Annotated in this window: 21 protein-coding genes; 18 read left to right on the top strand and 3 right to left on the bottom strand. The window is 47.4% G+C overall.

Annotated elements, in window-relative coordinates; translation table 11 throughout:
- Window positions 1-18: 18 nt before the first annotated feature.
- The 13 genes from KAI36_RS22705 to KAI36_RS22645 all read left to right on the top strand — a co-directional run bounded on the left by KAI36_RS22705 (window position 19) and on the right by KAI36_RS22645 (window position 17,226).
- Window positions 19-2,499, top strand: a complete 2,481-nt coding sequence (locus KAI36_RS22705) for a glycoside hydrolase family 95 protein (protein ID WP_220026078.1) — start codon at window positions 19-21, stop codon at window positions 2,497-2,499.
- Window positions 2,496-3,842 carry a GH1 family beta-glucosidase gene (locus KAI36_RS22700; protein WP_220026077.1) on the top strand — a complete coding sequence of 449 codons (1,347 nt, stop codon included), beginning with the start codon at window positions 2,496-2,498 and terminating at the stop codon, window positions 3,840-3,842. The genes KAI36_RS22705 and KAI36_RS22700 overlap by 4 nt, the downstream gene beginning before the upstream one ends.
- Before the next feature lie 207 nt (window positions 3,843-4,049).
- On the top strand, window positions 4,050-4,298 hold the full coding sequence (locus tag KAI36_RS22695) for a hypothetical protein (protein ID WP_220026076.1): 249 nt from the start codon (window positions 4,050-4,052) through the stop codon (window positions 4,296-4,298).
- 345 nt (window positions 4,299-4,643) lie between these two features.
- Window positions 4,644-5,627: a ubiquinol oxidase subunit II gene (gene cyoA / locus KAI36_RS22690; RefSeq protein WP_023990329.1), complete on the top strand. Its 984-nt coding sequence runs from the start codon at window positions 4,644-4,646 to the stop codon at window positions 5,625-5,627.
- Window positions 5,628-5,652: 25 nt separating this feature from the next.
- Complete coding sequence (locus tag KAI36_RS22685; RefSeq protein ID WP_023990328.1) at window positions 5,653-7,629, top strand: cbb3-type cytochrome c oxidase subunit I; 1,977 nt, start codon at window positions 5,653-5,655, stop codon at window positions 7,627-7,629.
- Window positions 7,629-8,237, top strand: a complete 609-nt coding sequence (cyoC, locus tag KAI36_RS22680) for a cytochrome o ubiquinol oxidase subunit III (protein ID WP_023990327.1) — start codon at window positions 7,629-7,631, stop codon at window positions 8,235-8,237. Before KAI36_RS22685 ends, cyoC begins: the two co-directional genes overlap by 1 nt.
- A complete protein-coding gene (cyoD, locus tag KAI36_RS22675; RefSeq protein WP_013311980.1) occupies window positions 8,238-8,573 on the top strand; it encodes a cytochrome o ubiquinol oxidase subunit IV in 336 nt (111 codons plus the stop codon).
- A 203-nt stretch (window positions 8,574-8,776) separates the two neighbouring features.
- On the top strand, window positions 8,777-9,901 hold the full coding sequence (locus KAI36_RS22670) for an NADH:flavin oxidoreductase (protein ID WP_220026075.1): 1,125 nt from the start codon (window positions 8,777-8,779) through the stop codon (window positions 9,899-9,901).
- A gap of 158 nt (window positions 9,902-10,059) precedes the next feature.
- On the top strand, window positions 10,060-10,428 hold the full coding sequence (locus KAI36_RS22665; protein ID WP_007432172.1) for an ArsR/SmtB family transcription factor: 369 nt from the start codon (window positions 10,060-10,062) through the stop codon (window positions 10,426-10,428).
- A 188-nt stretch (window positions 10,429-10,616) separates the two neighbouring features.
- Window positions 10,617-13,058, top strand: coding sequence for a heavy metal translocating P-type ATPase (locus KAI36_RS22660; protein WP_220026074.1), 2,442 nt, complete (start codon window positions 10,617-10,619; stop codon window positions 13,056-13,058).
- 304 nt (window positions 13,059-13,362) lie between these two features.
- On the top strand, window positions 13,363-14,814 hold the full coding sequence (locus KAI36_RS22655) for an aldolase/citrate lyase/malate synthase family protein (RefSeq protein ID WP_220026073.1): 1,452 nt from the start codon (window positions 13,363-13,365) through the stop codon (window positions 14,812-14,814).
- 157 nt (window positions 14,815-14,971) lie between these two features.
- The gene (locus tag KAI36_RS22650; protein ID WP_071558240.1) at window positions 14,972-15,169 is read left to right on the top strand and encodes a hypothetical protein; all 198 of its coding nucleotides are present in this window, start codon (window positions 14,972-14,974) and stop codon (window positions 15,167-15,169) included.
- 74 nt (window positions 15,170-15,243) lie between these two features.
- A complete protein-coding gene (locus tag KAI36_RS22645; RefSeq protein WP_346730213.1) occupies window positions 15,244-17,226 on the top strand; it encodes a heavy metal translocating P-type ATPase in 1,983 nt (660 codons plus the stop codon).
- Window positions 17,227-17,371: 145 nt separating this feature from the next.
- On the opposite strand, the gene KAI36_RS22640 is transcribed toward KAI36_RS22645, so the two are convergent.
- Both KAI36_RS22640 and KAI36_RS22635 read right to left on the bottom strand, forming a co-directional pair.
- Window positions 17,372-18,895: a DHA2 family efflux MFS transporter permease subunit gene (locus tag KAI36_RS22640; protein WP_220026071.1), complete on the bottom strand. Its 1,524-nt coding sequence runs from the start codon at window positions 18,893-18,895 to the stop codon at window positions 17,372-17,374.
- Between the two features lie 9 nt (window positions 18,896-18,904).
- Window positions 18,905-19,540: an HlyD family efflux transporter periplasmic adaptor subunit gene (locus KAI36_RS22635; protein ID WP_220026070.1), complete on the bottom strand. Its 636-nt coding sequence runs from the start codon at window positions 19,538-19,540 to the stop codon at window positions 18,905-18,907.
- A gap of 133 nt (window positions 19,541-19,673) precedes the next feature.
- Here KAI36_RS22635 and KAI36_RS22630 point away from each other — a divergent pair, with 133 nt between their 5' ends.
- Together KAI36_RS22630 and KAI36_RS22625 are read left to right on the top strand one after the other, a co-directional pair.
- The gene (locus tag KAI36_RS22630; protein ID WP_220026069.1) at window positions 19,674-20,228 is read left to right on the top strand and encodes an NAD(P)H-dependent oxidoreductase; all 555 of its coding nucleotides are present in this window, start codon (window positions 19,674-19,676) and stop codon (window positions 20,226-20,228) included.
- Between the two features lie 11 nt (window positions 20,229-20,239).
- A complete protein-coding gene (locus tag KAI36_RS22625) occupies window positions 20,240-20,701 on the top strand; it encodes a hypothetical protein (protein WP_220026068.1) in 462 nt (153 codons plus the stop codon).
- Window positions 20,702-20,782: 81 nt separating this feature from the next.
- Here KAI36_RS22625 and KAI36_RS22620 read toward each other — a convergent pair whose 3' ends face one another.
- Window positions 20,783-21,514 (bottom strand): ZIP family metal transporter, encoded by a 732-nt coding sequence (locus KAI36_RS22620; protein WP_220026067.1) that lies wholly within the window; start codon window positions 21,512-21,514, stop codon window positions 20,783-20,785.
- Between the two features lie 281 nt (window positions 21,515-21,795).
- On the opposite strand from KAI36_RS22620, the gene trxB reads away from it, so the two are divergent.
- From trxB to KAI36_RS22605, 3 genes are all read left to right on the top strand, one after another.
- Window positions 21,796-22,737, top strand: a complete 942-nt coding sequence (gene trxB / locus KAI36_RS22615; RefSeq protein WP_220026066.1) for a thioredoxin-disulfide reductase — start codon at window positions 21,796-21,798, stop codon at window positions 22,735-22,737.
- Between the two features lie 57 nt (window positions 22,738-22,794).
- Entirely contained in the window at window positions 22,795-23,025 is a 231-nt protein-coding gene (locus KAI36_RS22610; RefSeq protein WP_025684088.1) for a glutaredoxin family protein, read from the top strand.
- Between the two features lie 371 nt (window positions 23,026-23,396).
- On the top strand, window positions 23,397-25,286 hold the full coding sequence (locus KAI36_RS22605) for a beta-glucoside-specific PTS transporter subunit IIABC (protein WP_220026065.1): 1,890 nt from the start codon (window positions 23,397-23,399) through the stop codon (window positions 25,284-25,286).
- Window positions 25,287-25,289 lie beyond the last annotated feature (3 nt).

Raw genomic sequence — 25,289 nt, 5'->3', positions numbered from 1 at the left:
GATAGGGGAGGGTTTGATGTGACGAAAGGCGAAAGACCACAGTCCCTGCGTTTATGGTATCGCCAGCCTGCTGAGGTATGGGAGGAAGCATTACCAGTTGGTAACGGAAGGCTGGGAGCTATGGTATTTGGCGGAATCAGAGAGGAGCATTTGCAATTAAACGAGGATACGCTCTGGTCCGGATTTCCCAGAGACGGCGTTCAGTATGATGCATTGCGATATTTGCAGCCTGTCAGAAAGCTGATTGCAGATGGAAAATACAAGGAAGCGGAACAACTGATTAATGCGAATATGCTAGGTCGCGATACGGAAGCCTATCAGCCTTTGGGAGATTTGTGGATTAGGCAGGAGGGTCTAGGGGAAATTGCGCATTATGAACGGGAACTGGATTTGCTGACCGGAACGGCAGCGGTCACTTTTCAGAGTGATGGAGTTTGCTATACCCGTGAAGTTATCGCCAGTGCGCCAGATGGAATCATTATGGTGTCACTGACTGCGAATAAGCTTGGGAAGATCCATGCATCCGTGCGCATCACTTCCCCCCATCCTTGTGAAGACGAGATTGGAGAGGATATACATTTTGGTGACTCATCCAAATGGGATAGCGATAAAGAGGACGATCCATCCGAGGAGCCGTCCGGGGACTTTATTATGTTGACTGGACGAGCGCCCAGTCATGTGGAATCTAATTATCATGGCGATCATCCACAGTCTGTCGTTTATGAAAATGATTTGGGGATGGCTTTTGCAGTTCAGGCGAGGGTTATTCCCGAGGGAGGAACCTTGACGAAGGGTGCTGATGGAGCACTGATCATCTCGGGCGCGGATAAAATCACGGTGTATTTGGCAGCAGCTACCGGATTTCAGGGATTTCACGCTATGCCGAATAGTGATGCAACGGAGTCAGCAGAAGCATGTCAAGTCATTTTAGACGGAGCAATTTCGCTGGGAAGTGAGCAGGTGCGGCAACGCCATGAACAGGATCACCGAAAGCTGTTTGACCGCGTTGTATTAGAACTGAGAGGTGATACTCTAACCGACGACTGCGTTCTACCGACCGATCTGCGATTAGAACGTTATCAGAAAGGTCAGGCCGACCCGGGACTGGAGGTGCTGTTATTTCAGTATGGCCGCTATTTGCTCATGGGCAGCTCGCGTCCGGGGAGTCAGCCTGCCAATCTTCAGGGCATCTGGAATGACCGGGTGCAGCCGCCGTGGAACAGTAATTATACAACCAATATTAATACTCAGATGAACTATTGGCCCGCAGAGGTATGCAATCTTGCCGAGTGCCATGAACCATTGCTGCACATGATTGGAGAAGTCGCCCGTACGGGCCGGAGGGTAGCCTCCATCAATTATGGTACTCAAGGGTGGGCAGCTCATCACAATGTAGATGTGTGGAGATACGCGGGACCTTCAGGGGGCCATGCCAGTTGGGCGTTTTGGCCACTTGGGGGTGTATGGCTAACTGCTCCCCTATGGGAGCGCTATCTGTTTACCCTGGATACAGCCTATCTGGCAGAACAAGCTTATCCCCTCATGAAGGGGGCGGCAGCCTTTTGCATGGACTGGCTCGTGGAAGGCCCGGAGGGTCAGCTTGTGACGTCCCCATCCACATCACCTGAAAATAAATTCAAAACGCCAGACGGCGAGGATTGCAGTATATCTATGGGCTCCACCATGGATATGACGCTGATTCGGGAGCTGTTGAGTAACTGTATTCAAGCTGCGGACCTGCTGGAATTAGACGATGAGTTCCGCACCCGCTGCGAGGAGATACGGGACAGGTTGATGCCCTATCAAATTGGCCGTCACGGTCAGTTACAGGAATGGTTTGTCGATTTTGAGGAAGCGGAGCCTGGGCATCGACATGTCTCGCATCTATATGGGTTGTATCCCGGTCGACAAATTCACATCCGTGATACCCCGGAGCTGGCTAAGGCGGCCCGCAAATCGCTGCGTCGACGGCTTGATCACGGTGGTGGGCATACCGGATGGAGCTGTGCCTGGTTGATTAACCTGTACGCTCGGCTGGAAGATGGCGACGCCGCACATCGGTATGTTCGCACGTTGCTGTCGCGATCGACCTATCCTAATTTATTCGACGCTCACCCGCCTTTTCAGATCGACGGTAATTTTGGTGCGACGGCGGGGATCGCAGAAATGCTGGTACAAAGCCGTCCAGGAGAGCTGACGTTACTGCCTGCCCTGCCAACGGCATGGTCGGAGGGACGGGTCAGTGGATTGAAGGGACATGGCGGGATGACGGTCGGCATGGAATGGTCCGGTTCCCGGCTTGTCTGCGCTGAACTGGTCACATCCATCTCAGCAGGAAGCTGCACGATTCGCAGTGCGCATCCGTTTAGCGCTGATGCTCGTCAGGCTCTGCCTGATCCTGAGCATGGAGGATTCATTTTGTCATGGATTTTTACCAAAGAGCAGGAAATAACGAACGGACATACGATTATAATTGAAGGAGAGGAACAGACAATATGACCATTTTTCAATTTCCGCAGGACTTTATGTGGGGGACCGCGACGGCAGCCTATCAAATCGAGGGAGCTTATGAGGAGGATGGGAGAGGTTTATCGATCTGGGATACCTTTGCCCATACGCCTGGCAAAGTATTCAACGGTGATAACGGCAATGTAGCTTGTGACAGCTATCATCGCTACGAGGAAGATATCCGCCTAATGAAGGAGCTGGGCATTCGTACATACCGTTTTTCAGTGTCCTGGCCGCGTATATTTCCCAATGGTGACGGTGAGGTCAATCAAGAAGGATTGGACTATTATCATCGCGTAGTCGATTTATTGAACGAAAATGGGATTGAACCGTTTTGTACACTGTACCATTGGGATCTACCTCAAGCGCTTCAGGATGCTGGAGGCTGGGAGAATCGTCGCACGATTCAAGCATTTGTCCAGTTTGCAGAAACGATGTTCCGCGAGTTTCACGGTAAAATACACCATTGGCTAACATTCAATGAACCGTGGTGCATCGCCTTTTTATCCAATATGCTGGGTGTTCATGCCCCGGGTCTGACAAATCTTCAGACAGCCATTGATGTAGGACATCATCTACTAGTTGCGCATGGTCTTTCTGTGCGCCGCTTCCGCGAGCTGGGCACCAGTGGCCAGATCGGTATCGCTCCTAATGTCTCCTGGGCTGTTCCCTACAGCACATCTGAGGAGGATAAAGCCGCTTGTGCGCGCACTATTTCCCTGCACAGTGACTGGTTTCTTCAACCTATTTATCAAGGCTCGTATCCTCAGTTTTTGGTAGACTGGTTTGCGGAGCAGGGAGCCACCGTGCCTATTCAGGATGGGGATATGGATATTATCGGCGAGCCTATTGATATGATCGGTATCAATTACTATGCTATGTCGGTTAATCGCTTTAATCCTGAAGCCGGGTTTCTTCAATCTGAAGAAATCAATATGGGGCTACCTGTAACGGATATCGGCTGGCCAGTGGAGTCGCGTGGGCTGTACGAGGTACTGCATTATTTACAAAAATACGGTAACCTCGATATTTATATCACAGAGAATGGGGCTTGTATCAACGATGAAGTCGTGAATGGCAAGGTTCAGGATGATCGTCGCATTTCGTATATGCAACAGCATTTGGTGCAGGTACACCGGGCTATTCATGACGGCCTTCATGTCAAAGGATATATGGCATGGTCACTTATGGACAATTTTGAGTGGGCAGAGGGATATAATATGAGATTTGGCATGATTCATGTCGATTTTCGCACACAAGTCCGCACCCCCAAGGAAAGTTACTATTGGTATCGAAATATAGTAAGTAATAACTGGTTGGAGACCAAACGTTAAACGAAGAGATGTTTTGAAAATAAAGCGGATTTAGGCACGTCTCTGTTCCCTTTTGTTTGAATAGGAGGCCCTCTGGGGTAATAATAGCCAAGATAAATTGCAGGTCGTTTTAAGTATGTAGAGACAGCAAGAATAAAAAAATAAGAAGTGTTGCATACTGAAAAAAATACCTGACGAGGGCGTTTTAAACCAGAGGGAGTGGAGGGTATGGCTTCGAATGTTAGGAAAACAGGATCAAATGATAACCAAATGAGCCGCACGGTATCTGTTATCGCTTTGATCGCCTGTATTGCAGGAATTATCCTTATTTTGCTTGATATAGGAAATTTAACTGATCGAAATATATATTTAATGACAGGTATTGGCTGCGTTGTTGCCGGGATTTTTATTTTTCTAGTTGGGAAATCATTTGTCATTGCACGCAAGAAGGAAGACCAGGAAAACGGCCGCAGTTAATACAATTTAAAAATGATTTAAAGCAAATATATACCGAAAACAACAATGTGGGGCTTCGAGCAGTGTAGGATGATAACTGTAAGGAGTCCCCTTTTTTCTTTAATATAACTTCTTTAAGATACACAAATAACGTTTTTATTATGTCATCTTTGTATTAATAAGAACTTTTGAATTTGCAAGAGAAATTTTATTTTTAGAGATGTTTTTCACAAAAAACGGACAAATAATCGACAATTCTGTTAACAATAAAAAAAGTGGCCGCTTTTCTGCTATCTTATATAAGGGCAACATTACAGGAGTTCGTAAAGTTTTGAGTAATTTATTATTTAAGGAGAGGGGAACAACATGAACAAAAAACCAAAAGCGATTATTGCGTTGGTTTTGACCGTGCTCACGGTAGCATTGCTCATTTGGACGTGTTTTTATGCTGGCGGAAAATACGTTGTTTTCGATCCAAAAGGACCTATTGGGCAAGCACAAAAAGAGCTGATCATTCTTTCAACGTCTATGGCTGCACTGCTGATTGTACCGGTCATGATTTTGACTTTTTTCATCATTTGGCGATATCGCGACGCACCGGATAACAAAGCCAAGTACCAACCTCATTGGGATGACAGCAAAAAGCTGGAGACCGTATGGTGGGCTATTCCAATCATCGTTATCTGCATTCTTGCGGTTATAACTGCGAGATATACCTACTTGCTGGAGCCTTCCAAGCCGTTGGCAAGTACACAAAAGCCAGTAACCATTCAAGTGACTTCACTGGACTGGAAATGGCTCTTTATGTACCCTGAAGAAGGTATTGCTACAGTCAATGAAATTCACATTCCTAAAGGTGTTCCAGTCCGTTTTGAACTGACTGCCGACGCCCCGATGAACTCGTTCTGGATTCCGCAATTGGGCGGTCAGATCTACACCATGTCAGGCATGGCTATGAAACTGCATTTGCAGGCCGACCACGAAGGAACATACTTTGGTTCGGGTGCAAACTTTAGCGGTGAGCATTTTGGACAAATGCGTTTTGATGTAGAGGTTCAGTCGGATGAAGAGTACAAAAACTGGGTCGCTAACATCAAGAAGCAGTCTAAGCCGCTGACGAAAGACGGCTATTTGGCGCTTGCTAAACCAGGTTTGTCCCAACCTGATGAGTATTCTTCAATTCCAGATGGCTTGTTCCAAGACATTGTAAGCAAGTATGTAGTGGATGGTGCTTCTAACCCGCATGCTGGACATGGCGGACACACATCCACAGAAGGTTCTTCCAAGTCCGATACAGAAGATGAAGCTGCAATGGACATGAGTCATATGAATATGAGCGGACACCATTAAATGATTACAGGGAAGGAGGCCCCCAATGCTTGACAAAATAAAAGAGTTTGCATCCACTTTCTTCGTTACTGGAGACCCGATGATCTATGGAGCGGACGTTTCCATCGCACTAGCAACGATCGGGATCGTGTTTGTGCTCACTTATTTCAAAAAATGGGGCTGGCTTTGGAAAAACTGGTTGACTACCGTTGACCATAAAAAAGTCGGTATTATGTATATTCTTGCGGCCATCTTGATGTTATTCCGCGGAGGCGTGGATGCATTATTGATGCGTGTTCAACTTGCTACACCGGATGTTACACTATTGCATCCTGAGCATTACAACCAGATTTTCACAACACATGGCACGATTATGATCTTGTTTATGGCGATGCCGTTGATGTTTGGTTTGTTTAACATTGCCGTACCACTTCAAATTGGTGCGCGCGACGTTGCGTTCCCTTTCCTGAACGCATTGAGCTTCTGGCTTTTCTTTATGGGAGCGATGTTGTTCAACCTGTCCTTCGTTATCGGCGGTTCGCCAGATGCAGGTTGGTTGAGTTATCCACCGCTTTCAGAAATGCAATTTAGTCCCGGCGTTGGTCAGAACTTCTATATCTGGGGTATTCAGATTTCGGGTATAGGTTCATTGGCTACAGGGATCAACTTTATTGTTACTATCATTAAAATGCGTGCACCTGGTATGACTTGGATGAAGATTCCTGTCTTTACGTGGTCCGTATTTTCGTCATGTGTTATTATCATTTTCGCGTTTCCAATTCTGACGGTTACTTTAGCCTTGCTATTCCTTGACCGCTTTGGAGGAGGACACTTCTTTACGCTTGATTTCGGCGGTAACCCGATGATGTATATCAACTTGATCTGGATGTGGGGTCACCCTGAGGTATACATTGTAGTTTTGCCTGCCTTCGGTATTTATTCCGAGGTCATCAGTGTATTCTCCAAAAAGAAATTGTTTGGATACAAGTCCATGGTTTACGCCATGTTCATTATTGCGATCTTGTCCTTCTTCACCTGGGCGCATCACTTCTTCACGATGGGATCAGGCGCAGATGTTAATGCATTCTTTGCGATTTCGACGATGGTTATCGCAATACCGACAGGGGTTAAAGTATTTAACTGGTTGTTCACGATGTATCGGGGTAAGATTACATTCAAGACCCCTATGATGTGGTCAATTGCTTTTATTCCGAACTTCTTGATTGCTGGTTTGACGGGCGTCATGTTGTCTGTAGCGCCTGCTGACTTCCAGTTCCATAACAGTTACTTCCTGATCGCTCACTTTCACTCCGCTCTGATTGGTGGTGTAGTGTTCGGTTACTTGGCAGGTCTGTACTATTGGTGGCCTAAAATGTTCGGTTTCACATTACCTGAAACGCCTGGTAAATGGGCTTTCTGGTTCTGGAACATCGGTTTCTATGTATGTTTTATTCCGCAATATTCTCTCGGTCTGATGGGTATGACGCGTCGTCTGAGCACTTATGGCTGGGATACCGGCTGGCAGCCGCTTAACCTCGTTTCGACCGTTGGGGCATTCCTGATGGGGATTGGTTTCTTGTTCCAGGTTCTTCAAATTCTTCTGGGCATCAAGAATTACCGCAAGCTGAAGGATACAACAGGCGACCCTTGGGGTGGCCATACGTTGGAATGGTCGATTCCTTCACCTGCACCGGAATACAATTTTGCTACCATTCCGCAAGTAGAAGAACGCGATGACTGGTGGGCAGAAAAAGATAAACGTGCAAAAGGTATTTTCAGAAAGCAACCGCCAATTGAAGCGATTCATATGCCGAAGAACTCGGCGATTCCATTCATTATGTCGGTATTCTTTTTCATTGCAGGTTTCGGGTTCGTATTCGGATGGTCGTTCTTCTATATTCCAGGGCTGATCGGTGTGGCAATTTGTATGATTTGCCGTTCGTTCTTCTCCTATGATGGCGACTACTATATCCCTGCGGATGAAGTAAAACGCACGGAAGCGGCAATAAGGGGGTCTGTATAATGGCACAAGCTGCAGCACACCAAAGCCATGATCATGACCACGGGCATCACGATCCGCAAGAATTGAAGATGCTTGGTTTTTGGATCTTCCTTGTAACGGACGTAATCCTGTTCAGTACCTTGTTCGCAACCTTCGTCGTCCTTCGGAACAACACAGCCGGAGGACCGGGTGGCGCAGAGCTGTTTAACATGACGGGCGTTATTATTGAAACGTTCCTCTTGCTCACGAGCAGCTTCACAAGTGGTCTGGCTGTGTTGGCCATGAACAAAGGAAGCATGAAGGGATTAATCAACTGGTTAATCGTGACGGCGATCCTGGGTCTTGGTTTTATCGGTTTTGAGGTTTATGAGTTTGTTGAGTTGGTTCACGAAGGAGCCAATTTTGGAACCAGCGCGTTCTTGTCAGCATTCTTCACTTTAGTCGGAACGCACGGACTTCACGTTTCGTTAGGTCTGGTTTGGATGATTGGACTCATGTTCCAGTTGAAAAAACGCGGGCTTACACCAGAGACGAAGGGGAAAGTTTCGGCATTGAGCTTGTACTGGCACTTTTTGGACGCTGTCTGGATCTTCTTGCTGACAGTCGTCTATTTGATGGGGGTGATGTAGATGGCACAGCATCAAACAGGAGCGGGTTCGCATGGTCATGATGATTCTCACGGTTCAGTGAAATCCTATGTTATCGGGTTTATTCTGTCCATCGTACTGACCATCATTCCTCTCGGTGTGGTTATGAATCATATGTTGAGCCGCACTTCGACCATGGTTGTTATTTTAGCCGCGGCAGTGCTGCAATTTCTGGTTCAGCTTTTCTTCTTCATGCACATTCGTGAAAGCAATGGACCACGTTGGAATGTCATGACTTTGATTTTCGGGGTAGTTATCCTGTTGACCGTTGTTGGTGGTTCTGTATGGATTATGGAATACAACATGGTAGCACACTAATAAGTCAGGATTTTTGCAAAATCACTCAAGTACAAACGAATTAGGAAAGAAGAAGCGGACTTAGAGCCGCTTCTTCTTTTTTTGTGTAGCTTATTAAAATTAAAACTGTGGCTTCTTGAACTCAAGTTTACATATGTGTAAAATGGAATTGTATAACAGTAGGGTGAAAACGATAATACTAGTGAAGAGCGGAGGAAAAATTAATGAACACAGAATTACTGTTTAAACCTTTTAAGGCAGGTAATTTATCTCTTCCCAATCGGATTGTTATGGCGCCTATGACACGGAATTTTTCTCCTCAAGGTATTCCAGGGCCTGAAGTGGCCGCGTATTATCGTCGCCGTGCGGAAAATGCAGTTGGATTGATTATTACGGAGGGCACTGCTATTAATCATCCTGCAGCTGTGGAGCACACAAGCATTCCTAATTTTTATGGAGAGGGATTAGAGGGATGGGCCAAGGTAGTTGAGGAGGTTCATGCGGTAGGTGGCAAGATTATACCGCAGCTCTGGCATGTGGGTACGGCTCGTAAAATAGGTGCAGATAATCAACCGAATCCCGAGGCATTGCCTGTCGGTCCGTCCGGTATTTCTCCCGCTGGTGAAAAGGTGGTTGAGCCATTGACGGAGGCTGAGATTGCGGATATTATCTCCGCTTATGCTCAGGCCGCTGCCGATGCCCAGCGAGTGGGCTTTGACGGTATTGAGCTTCATGGAGCACATGGCTATTTAATCGATCAATTTTTCTGGGACAAAACCAATAAGCGTACCGATCAATACGGAGGCAACTTGGTCCAGCGTACTCGGTTTGCGGTGGAGGTCATTGAGGCTTGTCGTCGTGCAGTAGGGCCGAATTTCCCAATTGTACTCCGATTCTCCCAGTGGAAGATGTACCATTATGAAGAAAAGCTGGCACAGACACCACAAGAACTTGAACAGTTTCTCGCTCCATTAGTGAAGGCCGGGGTGGATATATTCCATTGCTCAAGCCGCCGTTTTTGGGAACCGGAATTTGAAGGGTCTGATCTAAACCTGGCAGCTTGGACCAAAAAGATAACAGGCAAGCCAGTTATTACTGTGGGCTCGATTGGTTTGGAGAAGGCCTTTTTGAGTGATTTGGAAAAAAATAATAATCGTCAAACCGATCAATCCAGTAGTGTAGAGGCAAGATTAGAACAACTCGTGGGGCAAGTAGAACGAGAGGAAGCTGATCTGGTTGCGGTTGGGCGTGCTTTGCTGGTTGATCCGGCGTTTGCGGTGAAGTTACGTGATCAGCAAATAGAAGAAATTATTCCTTACAGTGATGAAGTATTAAAAACGTTGAATTAAGCTTTATTAAGCTCTAAGTAGTGTAAAGCTATAGCGTTAGGCAAGCATTGAGACTTGGAAGTTTTCTGTTACAGGGCAAGCTGTAATATAAGCTATTCGTAAACTCTACGAATTTGCTATAATAGAAGCATCAAGTCGAAATACACGGGGTGAAAAGGATGAATTCTGAAACGGAAGCTTTGGATTGCGAGCCGGCTTGTCACGGTTCAGATCAGGAAATCGAGCGCATAAAATCTTCCCTTGTTGAGGATTCCATCGCATACAAAATGTCGGAGCTGTTTAAAGCACTGGGTGACCCGACACGAATCAAGTTGATTTATGCCCTGGCACAAAAAGAATTGTGTGTTCATGATCTGACCCAGGTGTTGAACATGGGACAATCTGCGGTATCCCACCAGCTTCGTTATTTGCGCAACCTGCGTATTGTCAAACGACGCAAGGAAGGCAAGACGGTGTTTTATTCACTGGATGATAATCATGTGGAGCAGATCTTTTTGCAAACCCATCAGCACATATCACATCAATGATTTTTTGGAATAAAACAACAGTAGGGCGCCAAGTGATTGGCGCTCTTTTGGCGTCTGTCTGATGAAGTCGATTTTTTTGTTAAAAAGGGCTAGAGTCATTGACTTTTGACCCTGATCCTGAATATAATGACCTTAACAAATAATATATGAACAGTTGCTCATATATAGTTAATTGGAGGCCAATGATTATGGATGCTCTAAAAAGAACGGAACGACATGAATGGATTTTGGAAGGTTTGGATTGCGCCAACTGTGCTCTCAAGATTGAAAATGGAGTCAGTAAAATAGAAGGGGTCCTGGATTGCTCGGTCAATTTTGTTACGAAAACGTTGACGATGACCACAAGTTCGGATCAAAAAGAAGAGATTTTTCTCCAGACGGAACGGAAGGTTCACAGACTTGAGCCACATGTTCGGATGGTGGTAAAAAGTGCCCGTGGTCGTCTGCGTGAAGACAGTCGAAGCAATGCTGGTGCAGTACAGTCAGACAGCACAGAGGATTGTGCATGCGGTCATGAGCATGATGGTGAAGGAGAAGGGCATACACACAAGGTCGGGCAACATGCGGCTCACAGCCACGCTGGTCATCATCATGGAGCACATGGCAAGCAAGCCCATACGCACGATGGACACAACCACGGCGATCATGGACACGAGCATCACAACCACCATGCAGAGCACGAACATGGTGAAGCCACCCACGCTCATTCACATTCGCATGGAGATGATGGCCACGCTGGGCATACGCATGATCACGGTACGGACGGTATGCGCCGCATGATTGCGCGTTTGGCTATTGGTGCGGTCGTTGCGGCTGTTGCCTGGTGGTTACCTGTCGAAGGTGTAGGCAAGCTGGCCCTATTTTTACTGGCATATATCATCGTTGGCGGTGATGTTGTCTTGCAGGCTGCGCGCAGCCTGGTGCGTGGAATGGCCTTTGACGAATACTTCCTGATGACGCTGGCTACTGTGGGTGCATTTGCGATTGGGGAATACCCGGAAGGCGTAGCTGTCATGTTCTTTTATCAAATCGGAGAGCTGTTTCAAGGCATTGCAGTTAACCGTTCACGTAAGTCCATCAGTGATCTGATGGATATTAGACCGGACTATGCCAACCTGAAGACGGCTGAGTCCGTACGGAGAGTGTCCCCAGAAGACGTTTGCATTGGGGATTTGATTGTAATTAAGCCGGGAGAGAAGATCCCGCTGGACGGTAAGGTTATAGATGGTAAATCGCATGTGGATACCTCTGCGTTGACTGGTGAATCGGTGCCTCGTACTGTAGAGCCGGGAAGCAGTGTGTTGAGTGGATTTATCAATACGAACGGACTTCTAACGGTAGAGGTCAGCAAAGAATTTAGTGAATCCGCGGTCTCTAAAATTTTGGAATTAGTGCAAAATGCGAGTGCCAAAAAAGCGCCGACTGAAAAGTTTATCACGAAATTTTCCAGATACTATACTCCAGTAGTGGTTATTGTAGCGCTGTTGTTGGCGGTTGTTCCACCTCTTGTTGTGCCAGGTGCACAATTTGCAGATTGGATATACCGTGCGCTTGTTTTCCTCGTTATTTCTTGTCCTTGTGCACTAGTGGTATCCATTCCACTGGGCTTCTTTGGCGGAATCGGTGCAGCCTCCCGTTCAGGTATTCTGATCAAGGGCGGGAACTATCTTGAAGCTCTGAATCATGTGAAATACGCTGTTTTTGATAAAACAGGCACACTCACCAAAGGTGTTTTCCGTGTAACAGGGATTTATCCTGCCGGAGATTATACAAACGAAACCCTGCTCGAAACCGCCGCTTTGGCGGAGCTGCATTCCACACACCCTATTGCTGCGTCTTTGCGTGAATCCTACGGTAAAGAGCTCAGAGCAGACCGGGTTCAGCAATATAGTGAAATATCCGGTCACGGGATTCAGGCACAAATAGATGGTCGTCTGGTATCGGCCGGGAACGCCAAGCTGATGGAGCGGGAGCATGTGGCTTTTAACGCGGCGCAGCAAGCAGGGACGCTGGATGAAGGAACGGTCGTACATGTGGCTGTAGACGGAACGTATGCTGGGTGCATTCTGATTTCAGATGAGGTTAAGGAAGACGCAGCCCAAACGGTTGCTTCACTGAAAAAGTTGGGTGTGGTGAAAACCATCATGCTGACGGGTGACAATCGGACAGTTGCCGAGGCTGTAGGACGACAGCTGGGTTTGGATGAAGTACAGGCAGAGCTGTTACCTCAGCACAAAGCTGAAGCCATCGAGCAGTTGTCTGCAAGTAAAAAAACGAGCGACAAAATTTTGTTCGTAGGCGATGGGATTAATGATACACCCGTACTGGCGCTGGCAGATGTCGGTGTAGCGATGGGCGGTTTGGGATCGGATGCTGCGATTGAGGCGGCTGATATCGTAATCATGAACGACGAGCCTTCAAGGCTGGTTACGGCGATCCATATCGCCAAGCGCACACGTCGTATCGTATGGCAAAACATTATATTTGCGCTAGGTGTCAAAGCTGTGTTTCTTACGCTGGGAGCATTCGGTATTGCTACTATGTGGGAGGCTGTATTTTCCGATGTAGGTGTAACATTGCTAGCCGTATTGAATGTGATGCGTGTATTGAAGGTTCGTTCTTACGAGTAAATAATAAACACCCTCGGGTAACATCGGATGTAGGCATCCTGTGAAGACCGGGGGTGTTTATTTTATAGGTTCCTTTTACGAGTGGTCTTGTGCCAGCAGTATAGAGATTTATTTTGGGATGTAGGGTGGTTGTGCCCAGATGTATAAATGTGTGGCGTGCCTAATACGTTAAGGTAGGGGCTTTACAGGTAAGGCCCATGTAAGATTCGGTTGCTCCATAATGAGTAAGCGTTTTCTTTATTTGGAGGGGTACTCGAATTCGTGTGTGCCAACTTGCTGACGGAAGAAAGGATGGATTAATAGCATGGAGGCTAAACTGATGCATGTATTCGCAGAGCTGTTGGGTGGCAAAAACAGCCGGGATCTCAAAGTTCCAGAGTCGGGTACGGAGGCTGGTGTACAGAGGTTGGCTATGGAGACGCTAAGGGCAGGCAGCCATGAAGTATCTGCTACGCAGGAGGAAGATCCGTTGGGCTGGCTGGTTGGTTTAGCTGAGCAGGGCGTAATCAGTCGAGCGGAGGCTTTGATGGCTGCGAATCCGGAATTACTTGGGGAAACGATGCTGAATAACGGCAACGATATTGGGCAAGCAATGGGCACACTCCTAAAATGGAGCGATGAATACAGGCGCACCTCCATACGGATTTATGCCGATGCTCCTGCAAGTTTGAGTCGCATAAGTACAGAGACAGCATCAGAAATAAGCAGTTTTGACGGTTATAGTCTTCTGCATGGTCCCTTGTCACAGGCATCTGGCCGCGTGGGAGAATTATGCTATGCCTATCTGGACGTAGCAGAGTCTGGACAGACGATTCATGCCCCTGACGGGGAGCCCGATCCCATCCTTATTCCCGGTTCACGTGCATCTGACACGTACAAAACCTTTAACCAGGCATCTGGCCTGCCTGGATTGTGTGAGCATTTGTCTCGCCGAATTATCAGTTTGCTGGAAACAGAATATGAAGGCTTATTCGAGTCTCTGAACGGATCACCACTCACTATAGCCCTAATTGAGCAGAACAATGCAGTGGGTATTGGAAGCTTGCAAGATATGCAGCTGGAGGCATTACTGCGTGCGGCGTTACGGAGCGTGCGGCAGGGGGGAGAACCCAAGCTGGAGATTATGGTGCGCAATCCGGCTGACGTGGACGAATTCCGGGCAACCCGAGACTGGATTGACGGCGTTGCGGAGCAGACCTTATGCGGACGTCTTCGGTGTATTCCATATCGGGTAGGCGTGCTTTTGACAGTTGATCCGTCTTTGGTGCCTAACGTAAGCCAAACAGGGAACAGGCCAGCCGCACGGTCGGGGGAGTCAGCCAACCCCAATAACATGTCTGAAGTGGGCGCGCGACAGATCAAGCAGGTGGCTCAAGCTGCAGATCTGGCACGCTTTGCCGATACGATCATTTTAGAAGTCATACCAACTCCATCCGATGACATGAGGGCTGAGAATCAGTTGATTCCATCCGGTGTCGATGGTCATGTGAATACTAGTGATACGATAAAATGCATTATGGAGGCTGTTCGGCGTGTAAAGCCTGAGCTTCCTTTATGGGTAGCAATAGATGAAATTAGCCAGTCTCTGGATGGGATTTCGATGTGGGAGAATGAGCTGACGGGGGTCATTTGCCCGGACACAGCAGTTCCCGCTGCACGCCTTGCGGCTGCGCGTTTGGGACTGCAACAGCCCGCAGATCGTCAGCACACTTCAGGAACTGCACACAACCATGCGTGGAAGTTTCCTTTAGCCTGAAGATAACCCGAATTCATGTAATAGAGGATTTTGCAAAAATCCAATAAGCGACTTTCAATGAACAATATATAGATCGAAATGGTCTAGTTCGTCTATATATTGCACTTTGGAGCGACTGGAATCGAATTTTGCAAATCCTGAATAGGATGCCTTAAATATGGAGGATACCTGCGGTGTTTGCGCGGGTATCTTTTTTTATTTAGGCCATTACTGGTTTACAAGTGGAAAAGAAAAGGTATATAATAAAACAAAAGTTTCACTAAACCAAAATAATTGTATAGATGCAAAAATGATTATCATTCTCATTGCCAAACATGCTGCTTCGGGCTTCCCGAAGCAGCATGTGCTATTTTAGGGCACTTAACAATGGATATCATTCTCAATGAGATGCTAGTACAAGGAACAAAATATGGAAAGGAACGTGACATGATGCAAGCTGCTCAACGATTACAAGATACATTGTCTCCCTCTAACCGACCCCTTTCAAAAAACAGTGGTAGCGGACGACCCGGTCCGAATCGCAAGCCGCAATTTCAGCTTAAAAGCATGCTGAAAAACAAGGAGATGCAAGCTGCTCTAGGTAGTGGATTGCTGATGCTAATGGCATGGGGGATTTCACATTGGTGGCAATGGCTATCGGTCATTCTGTATGTGGTGTCTTACGCCCTTGGGGGCTGGTCCAAAGCCAGAGAAGGGATCGAAACACTGATCCGAGAACATGATCTGGATGTTAATCTGCTCATGATCGCTGCCTCCCTAGGAGCTGCGGCCATTGGCTATTGGAATGAAGGAGCCATGCTGATCTTTATTTTTGCACTCAGCGGTGCGCTGGAGAGCTATACCACCGAGCGTAGTAGTAAGGATATTTCTGAGCTTATGGCGTTGAAGCCGGAAACGGCTTTGCGCTTGTCTCGCGAGGGGACGGAAACGGTCGGCATTGAGCAGCTGTTGCCGGGCGACTTGCTGCTGGTGAAGCCGGGCGAACTGATTCCGGCGGACGGCCGAATCTCCAAGGGCGTTTCGGCAGTGAATCAGGCATCTATTACTGGGGAATCTGTTCCGGTAAATAAGGTGGAAGGTGACGAAGTATATGCCGGCACCATTAATGGAGAAGGTGTGCTATATGTAGAGGTTAGTCAGTCCTCGGAGAACACTTTATTTTCAAAAATCATTCGTATGGTGGAAGAGGCCCAGACCGAAGTTCCCGATTCCCAGCGGTTCATTAAAACGTTCGAATCGGTGTACGCCCGAATTGTTGTTGCTGTCACGCTGATCGTCATTGCTGGTGCACCTATAGCATTAGGCTGGACGTGGTCAGCAGCGTTCTACAAGGCTATGGTGTTCCTCGTCGTGGCCTCACCCTGTGCGCTCGTGTCATCCATTATGCCAGTGATGCTATCGGCCATTTCCAACCGTGCCCGACGGGGCATCCTGTTCAAAGGTGGTGCACATGTGGAGAATATGGCATTGACTTCTGTTGTTGCTTTTGACAAAACAGGCACGTTAACGATGGGATCACCTGTCGTCACGGATTGGATTACCGCCGCAGAATACGATGCCGATGAGCTACTGCACATTGTCGCTACAATTGAAAGTTATTCTTTGCATCCGCTGGCGCGAGCAATTGTAACCAAAGCCGAAGCTGAATTGGGACAGAGAGATCTTCTCCCAACCGAGCAAGTGCAGGCACTCACTGGATGGGGAATGGAAGGCATCATAGGCGGGGTGAAGTGGAAAATCGGTCGTACAAATGTACTGGATGGATCTGGTCCTCTGGCAGAGGCACAGTGGATGGAGAATCGGGCCCGGCTGGAAGCTGAGGGCAAAACCGTGTCCATTATCCTCGCGGATGATCGGATTGCCGGGATGCTGGCACTACGCGACGAGTTGCGTCCACAGGCCCAAGAGTCCGTGAAACGCCTGCAAGCGCAGGGGATTCGGGTCGTCATGCTGACCGGAGACCGCCCAGAAACGGCCGCTGTGATCGCGGAGCAGGCCGGAGTCGACGCCGTATATGCCGGCTTAATGCCGGAGGACAAAGTCAGCCATATTCGCATGCTGCGGGAGCAGTACGGGCATGTCGTCATGGTCGGCGACGGTGTGAATGACGCTCCAGCGTTGACTGCGGCAACCGTAGGACTAGGCATGGGGATGCATGGCAGCGGAGCAGCGCTAGAGGTCGCTGACGTGGTATTGATGAACGATGGAATCGAGGAGATCGCTCCGACGATAGCACTGGCGCGCAAGGCGCAGCGGGTGGTCAAACAAAATATGATCTTCGCGGTAAGTGTCATTTTGCTGCTTGTGATCAGCAACTTTGTGCAAGATATAGCCCTGCCATTTGGGGTGATTGGGCATGAAGGCAGCACATTACTTGTCATTTTGAATGGCCTGCGCTTATTGCGGTCATAGGACTAATAATCACAAGATGACAAACAGGAAGGAGCATTCATACCTCTTAAAATCCAAGGGTGAATGCTCCTTCTTTTACAGTGCTAGCCTATTTGGTGTACATGGCAAGTTCATCTTATACCTCTAGTTCGCCAACGCTGTACGTCTATCTTCGGCGCGGCGTAGACCGTCGCAAGAACAAGGAAAACAATAGCCCCGCTAGTGCAATCCCTGTAGCAATGATGAAGGCATCATTAATGCCATGGATCGTCGATTCCGTAACGGCACTTCGGTACACCTGTTGTAGCGCCAACGCTGAACCACTTTCTGTTGAAACGCCCGCCGTTTGCGCGAAGGTTTGTCCCAACTGTGCTACTCCTTCGGTTAAAGGGACATTGGCGGTGGTAGCGACATTCGCATAATCCGCTACATGAATCGTGGACCGGCTACTCATCACAGTTATGAGCCAAGCGGTACCGATAGACCCAGCAATTTGCCGCACTGTATTGGACATGGCTGTACCATGGCTGCCGAGATGGGGAGGCAGCTGGTTTAACCCTTCCGTCTGGACGGACATCATCAGCAATGACATTCCGAAGCTGCGAATCGTATAGATGATCATAATATGTCCGTAGGTGGTGGCATCGGTCAGCAGACTGAATTCCCATGTCGTGACTGCCGTAATGATCAATCCAATGATCGCCAACGGCCTTGCGCCTATACGGTCAAATACTGCCCCTGATATCGGTGACATCACACCCATCAGCAGTGCACCCGGCAACAGCAGCAGACCGGATTGTAGCGGTGTAAAGCCGCGTATATTTTGCAAATAGATCGGTAGCAGCAGCATCCCGCCGAACATTGTCATGTTGACGGTAGCCCCGACTAAGGTCGATACGGTGAAAATATCATATTTAAATACACGGAACTCCAGCATCGGTTGTATCATGTTCAGCTCACGCACGATAAACATTACAATAAACACAACCCCGGCAGCGAGTGTAAGTATTACCGTATTGCTACTCCAGCCTTTGTCTCCAGCTGAACTAAAGCCATACAGCAGAAAGCCAAAACCAAGGGTGGAAAAGATGGTTCCCAACAGGTCAAAGTTCGGTTTTGTTAGCTTGGATACATTTTTGAGCCAGCGTATGGCGAACAGAATATCAATGATCGCCAGCGGAATAACCAGCAAAAATAGCAGCCGCCAGCTGTAATGCTCTACAATCCAGCCGGATAAAGTCGGTCCAATCGCCGGGGCAAACATCATGGCGATCCCCATGGTACCCATGGCAGCGCCCCGTTTTTCGGGAGGAAACACAGTCAGGAACACGTTCATGACCACAGGCATGATGATGCCCGCTCCGCTGGCCTGGATAACGCGTCCAACCAGCATAGGCGCAAAGCCGGTACTGGCAGCACAGACGACAGACCCGGCAGTAAATAACCCCATCGCGGAGATGAACAGCGCACGTGTTCCGAATGACTCAATCAGAAAAGCGGTGATTGGAATCAAAATCCCGTTGGTTAGCATATATCCGGTGGATAGCCATTGAACGGTCGTGGCAGATACATTGAAATCATTCATCAAGTGTGGAATGGCCACGTTAAGCAGCGTTTGATTCAAAATCGAAATGAAGGCGCCTAGCAGCAGCACGGACAGAATACGTCCGACGGACATTTTTTGATCCATGACAGCCTCCTACTTGTGAACTCTGATGGTCGCACTCATTCCCGGGATAATACCCAGCCCCTTGTAACCTTGAATGGAAATGTTGACAGGCACAACCTGTGTTACCTTGGTATAGTTGGCAGTTGTATTGGAAGTGGGCAGTAGTGAAAAAGTCGATGCAGTCGCCAGGCCGATCTTTTCGAGTTTACCGCTCAGGGACGTATCCGGGTAAGCATCAATATATACATCAACTGTCTGTCCTACTTGAAGATCCTGTACAGCCGTTTCGTCTATATTGGCGGTAATCCATAAATTGTTTAGATCAAAAGTCTTCGCTAAAGGTGTGCCTGCCCCAACAATCGAGTTGTTGACCGCAGATTGCTGGACGATGGTACCATCGGTTGGGATCGTAACGCTAATTCGGCTTCCGCCTCCTTCTACACTACCAAGCGTGCTTCCAGCGGTGTAGGTTTTACCAACTTCAGCATTCCAGCCTGTGAGCTTGCCCGCGCTTGGAGAGGCAACGGTAACCGCTTGTCCGCTCACTTGGGCATTATCGGTTTTTATGTAGTTGGCGGATTGATTGTAGTAATAGGCGGCGGCTCCACCTCCTGCCAGAATAATGATAATAACTAGCAGGTTGACTAATATGGCGCGTGAATTCATGTGTAACATGCCTCCCTAGTTCTTGGATTTTCAAAGTATGCGTCAAACGATTCATAATATTCAGTTGGATTTTGGGCAAGGTTAAGAGCGCATACGAAAAGGATGATTTTGCTGACAAAGGATGATGCGCATAATGACGACCAGAATCATGATTGTATATGACAGTGAAAATGGGCATACCGAACGTCTCGCTCGCTCTATCGCAGAAGGCGCGCGCCTTGAGCACACGGAAGTGTTGCTAAAGCATGTGAACGAGGCCGATGTGAATGAGCTAGTGAATGTGGACGCAATCATATGGGGTTGCCCGGGCCATTTTGGTACCATTAGCAGCGGTCTGAAAAGCTGGATTGATAAGCTGGGGTATCTGTGGGCACAGGGCAAGCTGGTGGATAAAATCGGCGCTGTGTTTTGCACAACCGCTACCGTTCATGGTGGATTAGAATCCACACTTCTGAATTTGATTACTCCGATGCTTCATCAAGGCATGATTGTTGTAGGACTGCCCGCTAATATTACTGAAAATGCGTTATACGGCTCCTATTACGGCGTAGGGATAACATGTCCGGTGGAGACAGACCCCAATGGACCGCCTAATCTTCCTACGGGTGATGACCTTGCACTAGGTCGCTCTTTGGGCAAACGGGTCGCTGAGATAGCGGGACGGTACCGTAGCGCTGAAAGAGAATAGGAGGCCGTCGAATGACCATTGCTTTTATCGTAGTAGCTGCGGTTGCCTTTATTTTTTTGCTGGTATTTAATACGAAGATGACGCGCAAGTCCTCTCCCAAGACTCGCCCCACCGAAGAGGATTCACGGCAAAGAAGCAAACGTCCTTATCCTGTGCAGGTGGAACCCGAGGCGCGTGAATGGACAGATCCTACGCAAGAGATGCCTCCTAAGGATATCGACGTCGAAGAACATCATGTGGAGGAACAACATAAGGTGCCTGATATCCAGATGGATAAGAAGGTGGAAAAGGATCGCGAGAATATCAAAGATGCTTACGGAGATCAGGATTATCGTGCGGCTTTACGTGGTTTTGCTGGAAAAGACGAAGAAAAGGATGGACTTTTCCAAATATCCAATGGAGAGAAGGAGACTCACAAAAGTGAGGACGAGCAGTACCGTGAAGCACTGCGCTCCATGAACCAAAAAAAATGAGGTATCTCTATTTGAACATGCCAAAAAGGCTGCTTATCTGTCTGGATTACAGGCAGAAGGCAGCCTTTTTGTGTTGCTCGGCTATAGCCATTCGGTTAGCCCAATCATCGTAATTAAGCCGAGAATAAAAGAGAATGTGGCGATCCGCTGATTGCCATCCCCGTGACTCTCGGGAATCAGTTCCTTGTAGACGATAAACATCATGGCTCCGGCGGCAAAAGCAAGCCCATAAGGTACCAGTCCGTTCACCCAGCTGCTCAAATAAAAGCCGATCAGACTCGTTATGATTTCCACGGCTCCAGTGAGGGTAGCAATGCCCAATGCCTTGAAACGGCCGATGTTTTGATTCACAAGGAATAGTGCTACGATAAAGCCTTCCGGGGCATTTTGCAGGCCGATAGAGAAGGCGATCAGATTGCCGAGATTGTGAGTCTCACTCGCATAGCTGACCCCAACAGAGAGTCCTTCCGGCAAATTGTGCAATGTAATAGCAGCGATGATGAGAAAAGATTTGGACTCCAGTTGAAAGGTCTTGGAATCTGGGTCCTCCAAATCCGCATGGGGAATGTACATTTCCATCACCAGTAATACGAGACAGCCGAGCAGGATTCCGGCAGTCAGCACGAACCAATTGGAATGCTGGATCGCTTCGGGAATCAGGTTGTACACGGATGCAGAGGTCATAATTCCTGCGGCATAAGCCAACAGAACATCGCGAAGCCGATGCGTGATATTACGCATAAACAGTATGGGCACGGCGCCGAGTCCAGTGGACAGGGCAGAAATTAAGCTACCTACAAAAACGTCATTCATAATCGGGATAATCCCTCCATACCTAATTTATCTTTAAGCTTCGCTTCATGAAAACTTCATTTGACTGTTTACAGCTCTTTCCGCATAATGAAATTAGGATTTAGAATCAGTCTAAGTCATAAGAGGCTACAAAACAAGTGATTCGTTTTTGTAATATCCGGGTGTCCACATTTTGGGATAAGCTTCTGGCGGAATTACTTTTAGAGTATATGCATCTGCCCAGCGCCCGGTTCCGAAAACTCGTTATATAATACTTATGATATTTTAGGAGGAACCAAGATATGTACAAGTCCATTATTATAGGTACCGGCCCTGCCGGTTTGACCGCTGCAATTTATCTGGCACGCGCTAACATGAGCCCACTGGTGATCGAAGGACCACAGCCAGGCGGACAATTAACTACGACTACGGAAGTCGAAAATTTTCCAGGTTTTCCTGAAGGAATCATGGGGCCCGATTTGATGGATAATATGCGTAAGCAAGCGGAGCGTTTTGGCGCTGAATTCCGCACAGGTTGGGTAAACAAGGTAGACACAACTGCTCGTCCATTTACATTGGATGTAGAAGGTTTGGGTGAACTGGTTACCGATACACTGATTATTTCCACAGGGGCGACTGCCAAATATCTGGGTATTCCCGGTGAACAGGATAATATCGGACGTGGCGTAAGCACTTGCGCAACATGCGACGGCTTCTTTTTCCGTGGCAAAGAAATTGTTGTCATCGGCGGTGGAGACTCTGCATTGGAAGAAGCCAATTTCCTGACTCGTTTTGCTTCCAAAGTAACGTTGGTGCATCGTCGTGAAGAAATGCGCGCCTCCAAAATTATGCAGGATCGTGCTCGTGCGAACAACAAAATTGAATGGGCGCTTAATCGTACTCCTGTAGAAGTGATTGCTGACGAGAACGGAGTCACTGGCTTGAAAGTGCTGAATAATGCAACAGGCGAAGAGGAGATCATTACAGTTAGCGGCGTATTCGTGGCGATTGGTCATCATCCGAATACAGGCTTCCTCGAGGGGCAAATTACAACGGATGCGAACGGTTATATCATCGTAAATCCGGGTACTTCCGAAACAAACGTGCCAGGCGTATTCGCTTGTGGCGACGTACAGGATACACGCTACAGACAAGCGATTACCGCAGCAGGTAGTGGTTGTATGGCTGCTATGGACAGCGAGAAATACATCGAAAGCCTGGAGCACAGCGCACTGGCCCTGTAATATTCCGTTTAAGTATGAATAAATATGATTAACAAAATAAATGATGAGGTGATATTCATGGAAAAAGCAATTGTATACACATCTACAAACTGCCCGCATTGCCGTCAAGTAAAAAGCTACTTGAGTGAAAAAGGCGTAGAGTATGAAGAACGCAACATTGAAACCAATGATGCTTTCGCTCAAGAGGTTTGGGATATGGGCATTCGTGCCGTTCCATTGACTTTGATCGGGGAAGAACGTATTTCCGGTATGAACAAAACAAAGTTTGAAAAAGTGTTGAACGCTTAATCCAACCTAACAGCAGATGACGGTCCTATGATCGCCATATGGTTTAAAAAGACCCTCATTGCAGTTACATGCTGCGATGGGGGTCTTTTTATAGCCTCTAATCTTTTTTACAAAGAGAGAATTTTGTCGAAAAGTATTGCATCTGTAGATAATCGGTGCTATATTTTAATTGTAAGCGCTTAAAACCCGGGTTGCTTTTATGTAACAATTCATCAATACCATCAATTATGACTTCTAATTAACTAAATAGCACAATATCCAATAAAGGCGTGTTACTGTTCGGCAGGCAAGACCTAGATTGGGTAGGATATTTTTCCCTACCCTTTTTAGGTCTTTTTTTGTTCCTTATTTTAAGAAGGTAGGTGTAACTCATGAATTACAAAGATATCGCACAAGCCATTTTTAACAAAGTGGGCGGGAACGATAATATTAACAGTGTCATTCATTGCTCTACTCGATTGCGGATGACGCTTCGTAAGCCGGAATTGGCACAAACAGATGAAATTAAAGCTTTGGACGGAGTTATGGGAGCCGTGAATAGCGGTGGACAATATCAGGTCATTATAGGAAATGATGTAGGCTATGTCTACAATGAGCTAGTCAAATTGCTAGACCCGAATCAATCGTCTTCCGATGAAGCCGAAAAAGTGAAGATGGATCGAAGTTTTAAGGGATTGTTCAATAGTTTTGCGAGTATGATTGCAGGTATTTTCCAGCCCATTATTCCGGCCATTGCTGCATCAGGGATGTTAAAAGCACTGCTCTTGCTATGCACAGTAACCGGAATCATGAGCAAGGAAAGCCAAACGTATATGATCCTAAGTGTAATCTCGGATGCGGCATTTTATTTTCTGCCTATGCTGCTGGCTTTCTCCAGCGCGCAGAAATTCAAGACTAATCCATTCGTATCCGTACTGCTAGGGGGTGTGCTACTTCATCCGAACTTAATCAGTTTGCTAGGAGGTGAGAAAGCTGTCACATTTGCGGGCCTGCCCGTAGCATCGGTACAATACGCTACTTCCGTTATTCCTATTATTTTGACCATATGGCTTATGTCATACATTGAGAAATTTGCTGATAAAATCTCTCCCGGACCTGTGAAAATATTTCTAAAACCATTAATCGTCATTCTGATTGTCGCACCTGTTTCTCTCATTGCCTTAGGACCTCTAGGTACGTATTTGGGCTTAGGTATGTCCAACGGTGTATTCTGGATTCAGGAACGAATCGGCTGGCTTACAGTCGTATTGATGTCTATCGTGATGCCGCTAATCGTCATGTTCGGCATGCACAAAGTATTCTATCCTATTATTTTTGCTGCGCTGGCTTCACCAGGATATGAAACATTGGTACTGGTTGCCATGTTGGCTTCCAATATGGCCCAAGGCGCGGGTGCATTTGCCGTCTCGCTGAAAACGAAAGATCCCAAGTTCAAACAAATTGCTTTGTCCGCAGGTATTTCAGGGGTATTCGGCATTACGGAACCCGCTTTGTATGGCGTACATTTACGCCTGAAAAAAACACTGTTCGCCTGTATGATTGGAGCCGGGGTTGCCGGATTGTTTGCAGGTCTTATGAATTTAAAAGCTTATGCAGCTGTGGGTCCAGGTTTTGCATCACTGCCGATGTTTATCAGTGAAGATCACTCTAACCTGGTATATGCGCTTATTACGATGGCCATTTCGATCATTGTGACGTTTATTGCAGTTTATGTGATCGGCTTTCAAGATACGGTTACCGAACCGGCTAAAATAGAAGCTCGTCCCGAGCCTGCTAAAGCACAAAGTATAAGTAAAAGCTTCAAGTCTAAAACCGTTATTTTCGCACCTATGGAGGGCACCGTTATTCCCTTACAGCAGGTCAAAGATGAAGTATTCTCTCAGGAAGCGATGGGCAAAGGGATGGCTATTCAACCAAGTAGCGGAAAAGTGGTTGCACCTTTTGACGGCATCGTAATAAATGTATTCCGTACCAAGCATTCCATAGCCTTAAAATCAGTTGAAGGCGTAGAGCTGCTCATTCACATCGGTTTGGATACCGTTAAGCTGAAAGGCCAGCATTTTACTGTGCATGTACAGGAAGGGGACGAAATTAAGCATGGACAACTTCTGATTGAATTTGAACTTGAAGCTATACAAAGGGCGGGGTATGATACGATAACTCCGATTATTGTGACCAACACGGCGGACTATCTGGAAATCATGGGTCATGAAAGTTCAGAAAAGACAGGGCCGGAGAAGCCTCTAATTACTGTACTTTAACAG

This window comes from Paenibacillus sp. S02 (genome assembly GCF_019454065.1).
GTDB classification, from domain to species: Bacteria; Bacillota; Bacilli; order Paenibacillales; family Paenibacillaceae; genus Paenibacillus; species Paenibacillus polymyxa_B.
Note: the sequence above shows the minus strand (reverse complement) of the source record. Positions and strands in the feature narration are given on the sequence as shown.

What these genes read in the sequence shown, in the direction of transcription:
- KAI36_RS22700 (WP_220026077.1), top strand. Translation starts at nt 2,496, where the DNA reads ATGACCATTTTTCAATTTCCGCAGGACTTTATGTGGGGGACCGCGACG.
- KAI36_RS22695 (WP_220026076.1), top strand. Translation starts at nt 4,050, where the DNA reads ATGGCTTCGAATGTTAGGAAAACAGGATCAAATGATAACCAAATGAGC.
- cyoA (WP_023990329.1), top strand. Translation starts at nt 4,644, where the DNA reads ATGAACAAAAAACCAAAAGCGATTATTGCGTTGGTTTTGACCGTGCTC.
- KAI36_RS22685 (WP_023990328.1), top strand. Translation starts at nt 5,653, where the DNA reads ATGCTTGACAAAATAAAAGAGTTTGCATCCACTTTCTTCGTTACTGGA.
- cyoC (WP_023990327.1), top strand. Translation starts at nt 7,629, where the DNA reads ATGGCACAAGCTGCAGCACACCAAAGCCATGATCATGACCACGGGCAT.
- cyoD (WP_013311980.1), top strand. Translation starts at nt 8,238, where the DNA reads ATGGCACAGCATCAAACAGGAGCGGGTTCGCATGGTCATGATGATTCT.
- KAI36_RS22670 (WP_220026075.1), top strand. Translation starts at nt 8,777, where the DNA reads ATGAACACAGAATTACTGTTTAAACCTTTTAAGGCAGGTAATTTATCT.
- KAI36_RS22665 (WP_007432172.1), top strand. Translation starts at nt 10,060, where the DNA reads ATGAATTCTGAAACGGAAGCTTTGGATTGCGAGCCGGCTTGTCACGGT.
- KAI36_RS22660 (WP_220026074.1), top strand. Translation starts at nt 10,617, where the DNA reads ATGGATGCTCTAAAAAGAACGGAACGACATGAATGGATTTTGGAAGGT.
- KAI36_RS22655 (WP_220026073.1), top strand. Translation starts at nt 13,363, where the DNA reads ATGGAGGCTAAACTGATGCATGTATTCGCAGAGCTGTTGGGTGGCAAA.
- KAI36_RS22650 (WP_071558240.1), top strand. Translation starts at nt 14,972, where the DNA reads ATGGAGGATACCTGCGGTGTTTGCGCGGGTATCTTTTTTTATTTAGGC.
- KAI36_RS22645 (WP_346730213.1), top strand. Translation starts at nt 15,244, where the DNA reads ATGCAAGCTGCTCAACGATTACAAGATACATTGTCTCCCTCTAACCGA.
- KAI36_RS22640 (WP_220026071.1), bottom strand. Translation starts at nt 18,895, where the DNA reads ATGGATCAAAAAATGTCCGTCGGACGTATTCTGTCCGTGCTGCTGCTA.
- KAI36_RS22635 (WP_220026070.1), bottom strand. Translation starts at nt 19,540, where the DNA reads ATGAATTCACGCGCCATATTAGTCAACCTGCTAGTTATTATCATTATT.
- KAI36_RS22630 (WP_220026069.1), top strand. Translation starts at nt 19,674, where the DNA reads ATGACGACCAGAATCATGATTGTATATGACAGTGAAAATGGGCATACC.
- KAI36_RS22625 (WP_220026068.1), top strand. Translation starts at nt 20,240, where the DNA reads ATGACCATTGCTTTTATCGTAGTAGCTGCGGTTGCCTTTATTTTTTTG.
- KAI36_RS22620 (WP_220026067.1), bottom strand. Translation starts at nt 21,514, where the DNA reads ATGAATGACGTTTTTGTAGGTAGCTTAATTTCTGCCCTGTCCACTGGA.
- trxB (WP_220026066.1), top strand. Translation starts at nt 21,796, where the DNA reads ATGTACAAGTCCATTATTATAGGTACCGGCCCTGCCGGTTTGACCGCT.
- KAI36_RS22610 (WP_025684088.1), top strand. Translation starts at nt 22,795, where the DNA reads ATGGAAAAAGCAATTGTATACACATCTACAAACTGCCCGCATTGCCGT.
- KAI36_RS22605 (WP_220026065.1), top strand. Translation starts at nt 23,397, where the DNA reads ATGAATTACAAAGATATCGCACAAGCCATTTTTAACAAAGTGGGCGGG.